This is a genomic window from Spirosoma sp. SC4-14 (assembly GCF_037201965.1).
Taxonomy (GTDB): domain Bacteria; phylum Bacteroidota; class Bacteroidia; order Cytophagales; family Spirosomataceae; genus Spirosoma.
This window is the reverse complement of record NZ_CP147518.1, coordinates 7591614-7606637: the sequence shown is the minus strand read 5'-3', so window position 1 is coordinate 7606637 and position 15024 is coordinate 7591614. Positions and strand designations below refer to the sequence as shown.

The 15024-nt window shown below is 46.9% G+C and carries 11 protein-coding genes; 2 read left to right on the top strand and 9 right to left on the bottom strand.

Annotation, left to right across the window (positions count from 1 at the left end):
- Positions 1–334: 334 nt before the first annotated feature.
- From WBJ53_RS31455 to mnmD, 6 genes are all read right to left on the bottom strand, one after another.
- Positions 335–3337, bottom strand: a complete 3003-nt coding sequence (locus tag WBJ53_RS31455) for a T9SS type A sorting domain-containing protein (protein ID WP_338873790.1) — start codon at positions 3335–3337, stop codon at positions 335–337.
- Positions 3338–3507: 170 nt separating this feature from the next.
- Positions 3508–7578 (bottom strand): two-component regulator propeller domain-containing protein, encoded by a 4071-nt coding sequence (locus WBJ53_RS31450; RefSeq protein ID WP_338873788.1) that lies wholly within the window; start codon positions 7576–7578, stop codon positions 3508–3510.
- A gap of 179 nt (positions 7579–7757) precedes the next feature.
- Complete coding sequence (locus tag WBJ53_RS31445; protein ID WP_338873786.1) at positions 7758–8294, bottom strand: hypothetical protein; 537 nt, start codon at positions 8292–8294, stop codon at positions 7758–7760.
- Between the two features lie 132 nt (positions 8295–8426).
- The gene (locus tag WBJ53_RS31440; protein ID WP_338877259.1) at positions 8427–10397 is read right to left on the bottom strand and encodes a M13 family metallopeptidase; all 1971 of its coding nucleotides are present in this window, start codon (positions 10395–10397) and stop codon (positions 8427–8429) included.
- Positions 10398–10651: 254 nt separating this feature from the next.
- Positions 10652–11239, bottom strand: coding sequence for a DUF255 domain-containing protein (locus tag WBJ53_RS31435; RefSeq protein ID WP_338873784.1), 588 nt, complete (start codon positions 11237–11239; stop codon positions 10652–10654).
- Positions 11240–11343: 104 nt separating this feature from the next.
- The gene (gene mnmD, locus WBJ53_RS31430) at positions 11344–12015 is read right to left on the bottom strand and encodes a tRNA (5-methylaminomethyl-2-thiouridine)(34)-methyltransferase MnmD (protein WP_338873782.1); all 672 of its coding nucleotides are present in this window, start codon (positions 12013–12015) and stop codon (positions 11344–11346) included.
- Between the two features lie 51 nt (positions 12016–12066).
- Here mnmD and WBJ53_RS31425 point away from each other — a divergent pair, with 51 nt between their 5' ends.
- Positions 12067–12540: a DUF4293 domain-containing protein gene (locus tag WBJ53_RS31425; RefSeq protein ID WP_338873780.1), complete on the top strand. Its 474-nt coding sequence runs from the start codon at positions 12067–12069 to the stop codon at positions 12538–12540.
- A gap of 75 nt (positions 12541–12615) precedes the next feature.
- Here WBJ53_RS31425 and WBJ53_RS31420 read toward each other — a convergent pair whose 3' ends face one another.
- Genes WBJ53_RS31420 through WBJ53_RS31410 form a run of 3 tightly spaced genes read right to left on the bottom strand, consistent with a single transcriptional unit; the run spans position 12616 to position 14555 of the window.
- Entirely contained in the window at positions 12616–13377 is a 762-nt protein-coding gene (locus WBJ53_RS31420; protein WP_338868759.1) for an IS5 family transposase, read from the bottom strand.
- Between the two features lie 48 nt (positions 13378–13425).
- Positions 13426–14061 (bottom strand): phosphatase PAP2 family protein, encoded by a 636-nt coding sequence (locus tag WBJ53_RS31415; RefSeq protein ID WP_338873778.1) that lies wholly within the window; start codon positions 14059–14061, stop codon positions 13426–13428.
- 14 nt (positions 14062–14075) lie between these two features.
- Positions 14076–14555, bottom strand: a complete 480-nt coding sequence (locus tag WBJ53_RS31410; RefSeq protein WP_338873776.1) for a gliding motility lipoprotein GldH — start codon at positions 14553–14555, stop codon at positions 14076–14078.
- Between the two features lie 106 nt (positions 14556–14661).
- Between WBJ53_RS31410 and WBJ53_RS31405 the strand changes: the two genes are divergently transcribed.
- Entirely contained in the window at positions 14662–15024 is a 363-nt protein-coding gene (locus WBJ53_RS31405) for a BlaI/MecI/CopY family transcriptional regulator (protein WP_338873774.1), read from the top strand.

Below are 15024 nucleotides of genomic sequence, written 5' to 3'. Positions count from 1 at the left end.
AACTGCGCAAAGAAAAGGATTTACCTTTGTATTGTCAAACAATTTTTTGAAGTAGGTAGCGTTTGAGCTAAACTGTTGTATTGGGTTAGGTGGCTGTTTATCAATTAATTGTGCTTGTTTTTGTTAAGTATATAAATAAAGTAGAGAACAGGTGCCGAAAACATTTATTACCCATACTAAGGGCGTTTGTCTAACAGAAGAGGAGTATTCAGAAGGGAATTGATAGAGGTTATTCTGCTGGTTTTCAGGTAAAAACAAAATAATAATCAGGTGTGGAAAGCTCCCAATGTTTGGGGCTTTCCACACCTGATTATTATAAAATTGCAATAAACGACTATTGCTTTAGAACCTTGACTTGTCGTAGTTGACCGTCACTGGCTACGTTCAGCAGAAAAAATCCGGCGGGCTGTTGCCGAATGTCAAAAGAATGGTGTTCGTTTGAGCTCGCGTTGTCAATAGATTTTGTTGAAATAACCTGGCCTCTGGAATTTGTTAACTGCATTTTTATTGGCCGCTTTTCGGCTCCGGTTATTTCAAACATGATTATTTCATGGACAGGATTGCCTAATACTTGTAGTTGAAACGGCACATCGGAGTTCGTAACCCCAAGCCGCGCCTGTCCACAGTAGTTTTGTCTGGACCAGGAGTAGGTAACAACCTGTCCACTTTGTCTTGCCGAGATCAGGAAGGGGGGGATATCAGCACAGTTTCGGGCACACTCATCCAGAATCTGGTCGGCATTTGTGGTCCAGCCGGTAATGCCGGGAGCCATAAACTCGATGGGTGACCCATTGCCCCCGCTGGTGTTGAAATGAATCGCCCCCGTCGAGCAGTTGTAGGTCGGTTCGGTCAGGGCGAAGTTTGTTGTGGGCGGGTTCGTGTTATCGGTAACGGTGAATTTGAAGGTAGTAGAAGCAGATCCACCATTGGCACTGGCCGAAGCCGTTACCATATAAACGCCCGGTGTAGTAGCTGTACCGAGCAGAACCCAGGTAGGACCTGGGCTTCCTCCCCCTTCCTGCCGGAAAAATGTAGAAATGCCCGGTGGTAATCCCTGTGCACTCACGATCCAGCTTGTGGTAACGGCCGAACCGAAATAGCCCCCGATGGGGAAATAAACGCTTTGCCCAACAGCTACAGTTTGGTCGGGGATGGTGCCTACCCTGACGATGGGGTTTGTAGTTGCACAGTAGTTTTGTCTGGACCAGGAGTAGGTAACAACCTGTCCACTTTGCCTTGCCGAGATCAGGAAGGGGGGGATATCAGCACAGTTTCGGGCACACTCATCCAGAATCTGGTCGGCATTTGTGGTCCAGCCGGTAATGCCGGGAGCCATAAACTCGATGGGTGACCCATTGCCCCCGCTGGTGTTGAAATGAATCGCCCCCGTCGAGCAGTTGTAGGTCGGTTCGGTCAGGGCGAAGTTTGTTGTGGGCGGGTTCGTGTTATCGGTAACGGTGAATTTGAAGGTAGTAGAAGCAGATCCACCATTGGCACTGGCCGAAGCCGTTACCATATAAACGCCCGGTGTAGTAGCTGTACCGAGCAGAACCCAGGTAGGACCTGGGCTTCCTCCCCCTTCCTGCCGGAAAAATGTAGAAATGCCCGGTGGTAATCCCTGTGCACTCACGATCCAGCTTGTGGTAACGGCCGAACCGAAATAGCCCCCGATGGGGAAATAAACGCTTTGCCCAACAGCTACAGTTTGGTCGGGGATGGTGCCTACCCTGACGATGGGGTTTGTAGTTGCACAGTAGTTTTGTCTGGACCAGGAGTAGGTAACAACCTGTCCACTTTGCCTTGCCGAGATCAGGAAGGGGGGGATATCAGCACAGTTTCGGGCACACTCATCCAGAATCTGGTCGGCATTTGTGGTCCAGCCGGTAATGCCGGGAGCCATAAACTCGATGGGTGACCCATTGCCCCCGCTGGTGTTGAAATGAATCGCCCCCGTCGAGCAGTTGTAGGTCGGTGGATCGATTGTTAGACCCGATGCTGATGGCTCTGTCTGAAGCTTCACCACCTGACCTATAGTTGTCGCAAACACCAGGCTACCGTCCCCGGCTCGATTCAGCGCCTGCAAAAAGCTGTCGGAGGAACCATCGAATATTCGTTGAGCAACAACTTTAAATAGATTAGGGTCGTTCAGGCTCAGGCTGGCGGGGTTTACTTTTAAGAGCTGCGGATCGGTACCATTCGATTTGGATGTGTTGCCAATAGCATAATAAGGGCTACCGTCTTTAGCTGGATAGGATGTAATAAATGCCTGCGTTGCGGCTACACCGAGCGATCGGGCTCGTTTAAAATTACCATTCCCGTCAAGTTCAAGTATGGATGTAGTTGGTGGCGGAATCGCTACTGAGCTTGGCACTATGCCTGACCCCACTATAGCGTAACCGTTGCCGTCAGAGGCTACTGCTACATCGCTGGCAAAGAGCATTTCTACTATTGAGCCAGGGATAGGTCCATTGGTGTTTGCTGCAATGGGAAAGTTGTTCAATAGCTTATGCCAGATAACATTGCCTTCTCCGTCGAGTTTGGCAATCCAGCCTACACTTTCAATAGAATTGTAATCGTTTAAATCGATAATGGCTCCTGTTGTGTTATAATAGCCTCCTATTAAAAAGCCCCCATCGGGCGTGTTGATAATTGCCTGGGCCTTTGTCAGGCTACGATCGGGATTGGCCGGTTGCGAGGTTGGATAGGCCGCCGACTTTGTCCATGATGCATTTCCGTTAGCGTCGTATTTAGTATAAAATACAATTGTTTTAGCATTGGGTTCTGCGCTGGTAACAAGAAGCAAAAAACCTCCATCGGGCGTGCCAATCAAATCGTCGTAGGTAATTTTGGTATCATAGGCATTAGGGGTTTGATAAAAATAATCTACTCGAACAGGGTTTACAAAGACCTGATGACCATCTGCTCTTACTTTGGTGTAAACAACTGTTCCTGTTCCATACTCTCGCCCAACTACCACCAGGCCACCGTCTGTTGTTGGCGCTATATGAAAAACACTGCCTATGGGGGTATATTGAAGTCCCAAACGACCAGCTAATGGGGTGGCGCCATCTAATACTGTCGACTGGATCAGATCGCCCTGCAACGAATAGGTGACCAATACTACGCCCGGAACACCACCACCTTGCGCAGGGTCGCCCCGGGGCGTTAACGTTGTTGAAACAATGTTGCCGTCAGTGCTAATTGCCAGAGAGTTAGTTGCTTTGCTCCACTGAATGTCGGGGATCGATTGTGACAAAATAGGTTGCCTGCCTAATAACCCCAGCCATACTAAAAGACACCAAATGAGTTTTCGGAACAATAAATGTATCGTTTTCATAGCCGTAAAAAGTAAAGTGTTGCTATTGTTAAAGAGGATAATTGTATGAAATTTTGCTAAGATAAAATAGTAAAATAATAAGTTTATTTACTTGAGTATTATTGTCCCGGAATTGACAGGAATAGTCTCAGAGTTTACAGGAACTTATGGGTAAGTAATTGCCAGAAGAATTATTCAGCTTTGCTAAATCCGGTTTCAATGAATTCGGTAGGTGTTTTACCGTAAAACTCTTTAAACACGATCGTAAAATACGACGGAGACTTGAATCCAGTTTGATAAGCCGTTTGCGAAGCATTGTGACCGGCCCGCAGTAAGTCGGCAGCCTTGCGCAGGCGGTATTGCCGGATCAGGTCGTGGGGCGACAGTTGGGTTAGGCTATGTATTTTTCGGTAGAGTGTTTTGCGGCTCATGGCTACCTGGTCGGCCAGCCAGTCGACAGAAAGGGAGGGATCTTGGAGATTGGTTTCCAGTAATTGATAGACCCCTTGTAGAAAAGCATCTTCTACAACATTGAGTGGGCTGGGCATATCGGGCTGGGCGAATTGTTGCCGATATTGATCGCGAAGTTTCTGCTGATGCGAAATCAGATTACGCAATCGTAAGTGCAATTCATCTAAATGAAACGGTTTGGCTAAATAATCGTCAGCCCCTTCCTGTAATCCTTCAATACGGCTACTATGGGCTGCTTTTGCGGTTAAGATGACTACCGCAATATGATCTGTAGCCGCGTGATTTTTGATTCGATGCGTTAGTTCATAACCATCCATTTGGGGCATCATCACATCCGAAATCACAATATCGGGCAGTTCGGTCTGGGCCATTTGCCAACCTTCCTGACCATCTGTTGCCAGCAAAACCCGATAGGAGGCCATTAGTTCGCGGGCTAGAAATTCACCTAATTCTCGATTGTCTTCAACAATTAAAACGATGGGCAACAACCCTCGACTAAATTCCTGACCTGCAACATCAGGACTAAAAGAGGATGATGGTTCGAGACGGATAGGTTCTTTTTCTGGCAAAGGTAACCTGGGGGCCTGACCATTGGCTGTTACGGGCCAAACCGGTAGCTTCAGCCGGAAAGTAGTACCCACACCAGGCTGGCTTTCGGCATAAATTGTACCGCCAATGAGGTCAATCAGTTCTTTTACGAGTGCCAGTCCGATGCCGGTGCCTTCGTAAGCACGCGTTCGGGAAGTGTCGATCTGATAAAAGCGATCGAAAATATGCGGTAAGTATTCGGGCGAAATACCAATGCCAGAATCTTCGATTTGGATTTCGATGTGCGAAATTTCTTCAGTTGTTTGAGTGCTGTCGGGTTTAAGGGTAACCGTTACGTGGCCTCCGCTTTTAGTAAACTTTAGGGCATTGGATAATAGATTTGCCAGAATTTTCTCCCACTTATCGGCATCAAACAACAACTCTGTTTCCGGGCCAACAGCCGAATAGAGAAGTAACACGTTTTTCTGCTCGGCAGATGGCCGAAACGAAGCGAGCAGATGGCCAACAAATTCTGCTATATTGCCCCGCATCTGAACAACAGTCATTTGGTTTGCTTCCAGCTTTGACAGGTCGAGCAATTGGTTAATCAGCCGCAGTAGGTGATCGGCGTTGCGTTGTATCAGGGCCAGTGTCTGGCGGGTTGACCAGTCGAATCGGGAGTCGTTCAAAAGTTTTTCGATGGGCGAGATAATCAGCGACAATGGAGTCCTGAACTCGTGGGTAATGTTGGAAAAAAAACGGGTTTTTAATTCATCAACGGTTTTCAGTTGTTCAGCCTCTCTGCGGTTTAGTTCCAGTTCCTGCTGTTGTCGGATTCGGTTCGTATAAAATCGCATATAAGCCCATATGGCTCCGGCAGCCAGAATCGTGTAGATACAATAGGCCCACCAGGTAGCCCACCAGGGTGGATAAATAATCAGTTGAATAGCGGTTCCTTTTTCGTTCCAGATGCCATCGCTGTTCGAAGCTTTTACTCGAAATGTGTAGTATCCCGGCGATAGGTTTGTGTAGTTAGCTACATGGCGGCTTCCGTTCTGAACCCAGTTTTTATCGACACCAATAAGCTGGTAAGCATATTGATTTTGCTCGGGATACGTATAGGATAAAGCCGAAAAGCTTAACGATAGAAAATTTTCATCATAGTTTAGGGCAATGACACTGTCGGTTAGGATTCGTGACTGGTCCAGAACCTTTAATGAGGTGATATAGACGGGGAAAGGCCGGGTATCGTCGCGAATGCTATCGGGATTAAAGTAAACGACTCCATTCAGGCTTCCGAAATAAAGTCGTTCCTTCTGTTTATAGACTGCATTTCGGATGAAGTCATTACTCGGCAAGCCGCTTGTTGTCTGGTAGTTACGAATAGCATGCGTGTGTGGATTGTAGCGACTAAGGCCATTGTCAGTACTTATCCAGATATGTCCGCTGTTATCGCCTATAATGGCCGCAATGTTGTTGCTGGCCAATCCATTACGGGTTGTAATTGCCGAGAAACGGTCAGTGCGGGCATCATATCGATTCACTCCTCCCTGATTTGTACCCACCCAGATCGTGCCCGCAGCATCTTCATAAACTGTCTGGATGTCATTGCTGGTCAGGCCACTTTTTACCCCGGCAGTATACTGAACAAAACGGCGTTGACCGGCCTTTAGAAGGCCAATTCCCTGCTTTCTGAACGGTACCCACATATCGCCCTTTCTGCTTATGAGCAAACCATGTATATATTGATCAGGAATGCCATTAGGGTCGTTGGGTCGATATTTGTTGTACTGATAGCGATGTGAATATGGGTTGAAAACTGCAATTCCTGAAGAAGGGGGTACATATCCTGCAATGCAGATATTGCCTGTTGTCGTTCGGCTAATATATTCGACGGGCACTTCGGATGGATAGTTCGTGAATTGACCGGTAATTTGATTGAAGTGGTACAGGCCAGTCGTCGTTCCTAGCCAGACTCCACCGGAGCCGTCGGAAGTAAGAGCCTGTGTGTAATTTTTAAAGGACCCGGCAGAACCTAAGGTTTCGGGGGGGATGGCCTGTAGGTGATTGCTACCCACGACGGGACGATATACGCTATAGCCATTACTAATCCAGAACCGCCCTTTATTATCTGGCAATAAAGCCACGACCTTGTTTTCGGTCAAATTGGCGGTCCCCTTGTTTGGTAGTACCTGGTAGGTCATAAACGGCTTATTGTTTACGGCTTGCCGATCAATTCCATTGTCGGTGCCTACCCATAGAGTACCTGCCCGGTCGTGATAAACGGTTTGTGCTGTATTACTGCTAATACTTTTTAGCGCATCCGGATCGGGCCGATAGGTATAAACCAGATTGCTGGCTGGATCAATGCGTTGTAAACCCGTAGTTGTTGCCAGCCAGAGAATACCCTGCGCATCGCCATGAACAGAATTCAGGAACGTAAATGGATTAATTTGTCTATTGGGATTGTAGGGCTCCAGATGCCAGGGCGACCGGCGCAAATCCAGCCGAAATAAACCATATCCGGCAGTTGCTGTAGCCAGCCAAAGCACTTGCTGCTTATCCAGATAAAACGCAATGAATGTGGGTTGTGAGGCCCCCGTCGGCACCAAGGCCGGAACCAGCGTAAACCGGCCCGTTTCCCGGTCAAATAAATACAACCCCTGATAGGTAGCAACCCAGAGCCGATGCTGTGGATCTTCAAAAACAGTTTTGATTGTTGCTTCAGGCTGAGGTACCGGATAAAGTGTAAATTGGTGGTGTTGGGGTTCATAGCGTGCCAGCCCCCCCAATGTGCTGATCCATAGTACTTGCTGGCTGTCTTCATATACCGAATGCTGATAGTTCCAACGGTCGGCATTACGGGCCCGTATCATATGAGGAGTAACTTGTCCAGTACGCTTATCAACATCGTGTAAACCACCCAGGGTAGCCACCCATAAATGATTGTTATTACCCTCACAAAAACCCGATATCTGGTTGTTCCGAAAGCTGTGCATTGGATTGCCTGGATCGGGCTTTAATGCTGTGAAGGCATAACCGTCGTATTTGTTCAGCCCATCATTGGTGCCAAACCACATAAACCCTTCGCGATCCTGAAGAATGCAGTTGACCGAATTATTCGATAGGCCATCTTTAACAGATAAGTGTTCGAAGGTGTTGCGTGGCTGATCGGCAGACTGGCCGGCAGCCGCTTTTTCTAGCCGAGACTGGGCTTTCCCCTGCATGCCCACAATCAGGAATAAAAAAAGATAAGTACGCACCGCCAAAGTAAGTAAAAGGTGGGATAGACAACCTGGGGAGCGAAATAGAGCTGAGCTAAAACCTACGGCCGGTTCCTGTCTCCTCCGCATTTAAGCAACCATTCTATTCGTAAGGCATGAATACCTGGCTACGAAATCAATTCATATCTATCATAGCAGTTGGCGGGCTAGGCCTGTAGCTATTGCAACAATTGCGTTAACTGCTTTCCGTTGGGATACGTCATGTCTGTTATACGCCAACGGCCATTGATCTGTTGTAAATCAACTTTTACTTCCTCGGGTTTACTATTATTCTGAAAGGTTACGTATACAATGGCTCGGGTTCCGCCAACGGCTGCTGGTTCGACCCAGGTTTTTTTGACAGCCACATCGGGGGCATTAAATAATAGATTTGTTTTAGTCCGGTTCACCTTACTGGTTCCTTGCTGGGCGTCGTTCCAGATCAGATCGGCAGTGGGTTTAGCAAAATACTGATCGACCAGGCTCCGGTCTTTTGTTTCCCGAAAGGGATTCTCCTTCGTGTTATGTTCAAAATAAAGCGCTCGAACCAGCCTGTCGGCTGCCGATCGGGGCGCGTCGGGACCGGGGCGTTTTGCCAGACTGCCAGCACTGTCATCCTGCATGGTTGCGGTTGCTTCTGTCTTCTCCTGTTTGGGTTTGGTCTGGCACGAAAAACTGAAAAGAACAAAAACCAGTATCAGTTTAAGGGCATTCATAAAAATCGAACGGTTTAGGAGTCGGGTGTTTTCAGGGCAAAATAAAAAGGTAATTGAGCAAGAAAGGTAGCTATTCTACGAATAGAATGTCTCACCTCTTACTCAATTACCTTGTCTGCTCGGCTATTCAGGCTACCAAACCTTAATCCGTTGATCTTTGGGTTTGTAGAGCTTATCGCCAGGGCGAACATTAAAGGCCTGATACCAGGCGTCAATATTCGGCAATGGTCCATTGACCCGATACATTTCAGGAGCATGCGGATCGGTTAATATGCGCTGTGCTGCCGATTCAGGAAGTTGATTGCTACGCCAGATTTGTGCCCATGCCAGAAAAAAGCGCTGATCGGGTGTAAAACCATCAATTTTGGTTTTCGATTTCCCTTGAGGGGTTTTTTTGAAGGCATCATAGGCAATGGCCAGACCACCCAGATCGGCCAGGTTTTCGCCAAGAGTTAGCTGTCCGTTCACTTTGATGGAGTCGAGAACCTTGAACCCAAAAAATTGATCCCGCACCTGATTGGCACGCTCCTTAAACTTCGCAGCATCGTCTTTTGTCCACCAGTCGCGGAGGGTTCCGTCGGCGTCGTACTGGCGGCCTGAGTCGTCGAAGCCGTGTGTCATTTCATGTCCAATTACGGCACCAATGCCACCATAGTTAATGGCATCGTCGGCGTCGAAGTCGAAAAATGGAAACTGCAAAATGGCGGCCGGGAACGAGATATCGTTGTTAATGGGGCTGTAGGACGCATTTACGGTTGGTGGGGTCATTCCCCATTCGGTGCGATCAACAGGCCGACCGAGCCGGTTCAGGATATAGTTGTAATGCCATTTACTGGCCGACTTCACGTTTCCGTAAAAATCATTGCGGGCAATGGTTACGCCTTCATAGTTTTTCCATTTATCAGGATAGCCAATCTTGCGTTTGAAGGCAAGCAGTTTTGTCAGTGCTTTCTTTTTGGTCTCATCGCTCATCCAGTCCAAATTCTTGATATGTTCCTTAAACGAAGCTTCCAGATTGTCGACCAGGGTGAGCATACGCTGCTTGGCTTCTGGCTTAAAATAGGTCTGAACATAAAGTTGACCCAGCAAATCGCTTAGAGATCCGTCAATTAAGCTACTAACGCGCTGCCAGCGTGGTGTTTGCTCTTTCTGCCCTGAAAGCACGCGCGAAAAGGCGAAATTCTGCGATACGAAGGCCTCACTCAAATAAGGGGCGGCACTTTTTACGATATTCCAGCGCATATATGTTCGCAGGTCTTCGATGGGAGTCGCCATTACCAAACTATCGAGCGAACGGAAAAACGCGGGACTTTGTACCAGAACGGTGTCCTGACCTTTGGTACCCAGCTTTGTTAAGTAGTCGCCCCAATTAATGTCTGGAGTTTGCTTACTGAAAGCGGAAACCGTGAACTTATTATACGTTTTGTAAGGGTCGCGCATCTCAACGCGTGGCATTTGTGCTTTAGCCAGCGCCGTTTCGAGCCGTAGAATTACGTCGGCGTCCTGCGATGCCTGCGTAGGCTCTTCGCCAATCAGCGAAAACATTTTCACCAGATTATCGAGATAAGCATCGCGAATTTTCAAACTACGGCTATCATTCTTAAGGTAATAGTCGCGGTCGGGTAGGGATGTGCCTCCTTGCACAAGTTGGGGCAGATACTTCTTAACGTTTTTCCGATCGGGAGTAACCCCAAAGCCAAACAACATACCATTGCCCTGGGTCCGCTGATAAGCCAGCTCGTCGAAAAATTCCTGCTTGTTGTTTACTTTATCGATGCGGGCCAGCTCAGGTTTTATTGGGTCGAAGCCTCGTTTTTCGAGCGTCAGGCTGTCCATACCACTGCTATAAAAATCACCAACCATCTGATACAAGCGCCCTCGGGTTGTGGTTTTGGTGGCCTCTTCGAGCAGCGATTTCATAGCATCAAGACTTTTCTCATGAAGCTCGTTGAAACTACCCCATCTTGTTTTAGAGGCCGGAATCGGATTTTGCCGAATCCAGTTGCCATTGGCATACTCATAGAAATCATCGCCCGGTTTAACGGACAAATCCATATTCTGAGGGTCAATAAACTTGCGTGGTGGCGCTGGTTTCGGCGCCATTTTCGGATTCGGTTTTAGTCTGTTCTGAGCCTGTCCGGGATCAGATCCCAGAACGGCCATTGAGCCAATGGCAATGGCTACTGTAGTAAACAAAAAGAACGGTTTGTGCATGTAATCTCCTTGGTTGGGGTCAATGAAGATTACAAAAATACTTTATAAATACACGCGAATGATTATAAAAGCAAAACAGTCTACGAAAAAAGTAGAGATTGATTTTTCGTAGACTGTTTTGTTGAACGATGTTGGCAGTAGTCTTATTTCCCGGCAAGGGTTGCCTGGTATTCTTTGGCGTATGTGCCCGATTTAAATTGATCGAAAGGCTCCTTCTGATGATAGTTATTGCCGAAGTAGGTAATAATCTGGTGAAAAGTTCGCGGCTCCAGATAACCCGGTATTGGCTGAATCAACTGAAATTTTTCGTCCAGAAATACGGTAGTCGGATAACTCATCTGGTTGCGCAGCAGGGCTGCCGCCAGCTCATGTACGCCACGATTGCCAGTACTGACGTATTTGAAGGTTTCCTTGCCAAGTGTAATGTCCTGTTTTTGCTCAGCGTTAAGACGAACGGGGTAGAAATTTTCGTTGACATAGTCGACAATGGCTGCCTTCGAAAATGTTTCGCGGTCCATTACTTTACACCAGCCGCACCAGTCGGTATAAACATCCACTACAAATTTCTTCGGTTTCTTTTGCGTTAATGCATAGGCCTCCTGAATCGTTAGCCACTTAATATGTTTGGCCTCTGCTTTGGGGGCAGCGGCAGTCGTTTCGGGTAAGGTCGTTCGGAATGCGCTGATCGTAAGCAGTACGAAGGCTGCAAAACAAAGGAACAAACGGTTCATAGTATATCAGATTGCTAAGCTGTTGTTTTCAGAATAACGTTATCGAGCTAATAAAATTAGCTCGATTTTAGTTTTTATTCCTGCCTGATTATTACAAAAGCAGTTTAAATAGGCTTACTAGCCCGCAAAATGTCTCGTTTATGGGGTGGGCCAGGATGTTTTTCAACAATTAGTCCGGCCGTCCGTATATTTCGCTGAACGTAGCTCTTCGAGCAATAGGTGGTCAACATACCTCCCGGTAGCAATAAGTTTGCCATTTGCTGAAATATTTCAGGCTCCCAAAGCTCTGGCTGGGCTGTAGGAGCAAACGCATCGAAATAAATCAGATGAACCTGCTCGGTAAGTGGCATATCTTGCAGAGTACCCTCTAGCTTCGTCAGGGTAACGGTTGGGCTAATAACTACAGGCTCACCCCAGGTTGACTCATGAAGCTGACTCAGGTAAGACGTGCCTAATAATTGATCGTAGTTAAGCTGTCGGGCATCGGCTACTGCCATCGGGTAAGCCTCAATGGCAGTATAAATTACCTGTCGATTATATTTTTCGGCTTCCCGAGCCGTTAATAAGGCATTTAGTCCTGTACCAAAACCCATTTCGAAAATGCGGATTACCTGACCGGGAAATGCAGCAAATGCTGCCCACAAACCTAATTCGATAAAAACGCGCTGCGATTCCTGGTAGGCTCCATGAATCGAATGATATGTTTTATCGAGAACCTGGTTAACGGCCGTATGCGAACCGTCGGCCGTAAGCATTAAGCGAACATCTGCTTTCATAAACTATTATTTTTTGGGCTATTTTTGCGCACCCAAAACATAATTTCACTAATGATTCAACGCGTTCAAACGATATTTTTGTTTCTTATTGCCGTGGCTATGGGGGTAGCTTTAGCGAATCCGATCTGGGAAAAACCTGGACTTAACCCACCCGCAATGGCTCATCTAACCGCACTGCAATATTCTGAACAACAAGGAGTTTCTACATCTGTAACACCACTATGGTACTTAGGGCTTTTGCTGGGGCTGGTTGCTCTGTCGTCGCTCTATGCTGTTTTTCAGTACCGGAACCGACTCACCCAAACGGCCCTTTGCGCTGTTAATGCTCTTATGTTAACGGCTATTATGGGTATTGTAATCTACTGGACGATCTATAGGGGTAAAACCTATGGGAACCCAGCCGATCAGGGCGATTTTCTGGTAGGGTTTTATGCCATCATTGTCGCTTTGATTTTAAATGCACTGGCTAACCGCTTTATTCGCCGGGACGAAAAAATGGTACGCGATTCTAACCGCCTTCGCTAATAGTCAGACTGGAATGGGAGTTAGTCTATTCCAGTCTGCTTAGAACGTGTTGGGGAATTTTATTTGGTGAAGCAGTCAAAGGCGTTGTAGCATGATCTGAATGTTTGCTAAATACAGCCAACTCACCGAAGAAGATAGCGTGTACTCGTAATCTTTGACGATGCGCCGGAAGAAATTCGTCCAGGCAATGCTCCGTTCAACGACCCATCGCTTGGCCACAGGCACAAAACCTTGGGTTGATTCGGGACGCGAAGCCTTCTCGAAATCGATGCTCCACTCGGTTAATGCCTGGGCAAAAGCTCCATTGTAAGCCTGATCGCCGTAAACCTTCTCCAGGCGTTCCCCAACTCGCCAAAGGATTGTCCCAATCAGAGAAATTGACGCCGGTCCTTCTGCTTCATTTGCCGCATGCACATCGACCACCCACAAGCGGCCGTCGGTATCCACGACGAACTCTCGTTTTCGCCCGTTGACGCGTTTATTGACGTCCATACCCCGGTGTTCGCAGATCATGGGATTTAACTTAACACTTTGTGCATCAATGCATAGAACAGATGGCTGAGCTTCCTTACCCACTCGTTTTCGGTCTGATTGATTCAAGGCTGCGTTGATTCGTTCGAAGGTGCCGTCCTGCTTCCAGCGGTCAAAGTAATAGTAAACCGCCTGCCAGTTAGGCCATTGCGGTGGCAGGTTCCGCCATTGACAACCGGTTCGCAGCAGCCACAGAATAACGTTGATGATCTGGCGCAATTCATGTTTTCGCTTGCGTTTGAGGTCAAAGAAAGGCGAAATTGCGTCCCATTGAGGGTCGGTCAGTGGTTGCCACTGTTTGGTCATCACTTTGCATTTTGGTCGATACAAAGTTGACACGACTCTCAACTCTTTTCAATTCCCCAACACGCTCTTATTGTTCATCCAGCGGTAAAGAAACAGGTAAATAAGCACCGATGAAGTAGTGCCAACGAGCGAACCAGCGTAGGCATCTTCAACGAAGTGCTGAAATAAGTACACTCGCGAATAACCCGTCAGGAAGGCGATTGCAAAGAAAAACCAGCCTCTATCTTTCCGGCTATCCAGAAACGCCAGTAAGCCAAATACCGCAAAGGCGGAGGTTGTATGGCCAGATGGGAAACTATTGTAACTATGAATATCGAGCCCTTTTATGATGTGGTATTCATAGGTCGAATGTTCAAAAAACTTTAATGGCCGGGGTGAGTTCGGAAAAACAATTGTTTTCAGAAACAGGGAAGTCAGCGAAGAAAGGGCAAAGCTGGCAAAGCCCATAAAGCCTATTCGCCAGTTATAAATAAGCAACACAAGGCACACGATTACAAAAAAAGCGCCATCGCCCAGATAAGTTGCATAGGTGAAAAATCCATCAGCAATTGGGTTATTTCGGGCATTTACCCATTGCATCAATTGCGCCTGCGTATAAAGAAGCTGAAGAATACCTACCACAATCAGCCCTAATGCATATAAGCTGAAGAAAAGCCGATTCTTCTTCAAAAAATCAATGAACATCAGTACCAGACAGATCAGTTAGTTGAGGGATTCGCTTTCTCGACCGTAATGCCTACGCTGAGGATATTTAATAGCGGATCCTGCCGCATATATTGCCTGATCTGCATCGTGTACTTGCCGGGTTTGGGAAACCGATAATCGCGTTTCATCAGAAACTTATGATCAAAAATGTCGCCCAGCCCATCGCCCGTTGGCTTACCCGTTTTAGGGTCCATCAGAATTAACTCATCGAGCCGCGATTCAATTTCCTTCCCGTTGGCATCGCGTAAGTACCTGGTTAAATACAGGTTGTAGTAACCATACGAAAGGCTATTTCGGAGGTTATAATAAATATTGTAGGGTATAGATGCATCTTCGATTTCGAACGTGAACGAAGGTGCATTTTTAATATACCACTTTCCGTCTTCAATATCGGTGTATTCTTTATAGACGGCACTGCTATCGCAGCCCAATAGCAGCCCAACGCCCAATACTACTAAAATCAATTGTTTCATACTGCCTGATTAAGACACAAAGCTACGACAGCCACTCTTCCTTTTCAAACGAGAAAAAACGACAGAATTAGTTTGTAAACGATAAAAATAGTTATAAGTTTGTTTTATGGAAAAGCTAACAGCCAAAGAAGAAGAAGTGATGCAGGTGCTCTGGAAAATGGAGCAGGCCTATGTTAAAGATATGGTTCCTCAATTTACGGACCCTCCGCTTCATTATAATACCGTTTCAACTATAGTTCGTAACCTGGAAGAGAAAGGTTATGTAGGGCATCGTGCCTACGGAAACACGCACGAATATTATCCGATCATAAGCAAGGAAACATACCAGAACCGGTTTGTACTGAAAAAAGTGGTTAGCGATTATTTCGATAATTCGTACAAAAATCTGGTCAGCTATTTCGCCAAAAACGAAAAAATTTCGGCTGATGAGCTTCGGGAGATTCTATCGATGATTGAACAAAAAAAATAG

Excerpts from the sequence above, each read along its gene's own strand:
- WBJ53_RS31455 (WP_338873790.1), bottom strand. The coding sequence starts at position 3,337 with ATGAAAACGATACATTTATTGTTCCGAAAACTCATTTGGTGTCTTTTA.
- WBJ53_RS31445 (WP_338873786.1), bottom strand. The coding sequence starts at position 8,294 with ATGAATGCCCTTAAACTGATACTGGTTTTTGTTCTTTTCAGTTTTTCG.
- WBJ53_RS31440 (WP_338877259.1), bottom strand. The coding sequence starts at position 10,397 with ATGGCGCCGAAACCAGCGCCACCACGCAAGTTTATTGACCCTCAGAAT.
- WBJ53_RS31435 (WP_338873784.1), bottom strand. The coding sequence starts at position 11,239 with ATGAACCGTTTGTTCCTTTGTTTTGCAGCCTTCGTACTGCTTACGATC.
- mnmD (WP_338873782.1), bottom strand. The coding sequence starts at position 12,015 with ATGAAAGCAGATGTTCGCTTAATGCTTACGGCCGACGGTTCGCATACG.
- WBJ53_RS31425 (WP_338873780.1), top strand. The coding sequence starts at position 12,067 with ATGATTCAACGCGTTCAAACGATATTTTTGTTTCTTATTGCCGTGGCT.
- WBJ53_RS31420 (WP_338868759.1), bottom strand. The coding sequence starts at position 13,377 with ATGACCAAACAGTGGCAACCACTGACCGACCCTCAATGGGACGCAATT.
- WBJ53_RS31415 (WP_338873778.1), bottom strand. The coding sequence starts at position 14,061 with ATGTTCATTGATTTTTTGAAGAAGAATCGGCTTTTCTTCAGCTTATAT.
- WBJ53_RS31410 (WP_338873776.1), bottom strand. The coding sequence starts at position 14,555 with ATGAAACAATTGATTTTAGTAGTATTGGGCGTTGGGCTGCTATTGGGC.
- WBJ53_RS31405 (WP_338873774.1), top strand. The coding sequence starts at position 14,662 with ATGGAAAAGCTAACAGCCAAAGAAGAAGAAGTGATGCAGGTGCTCTGG.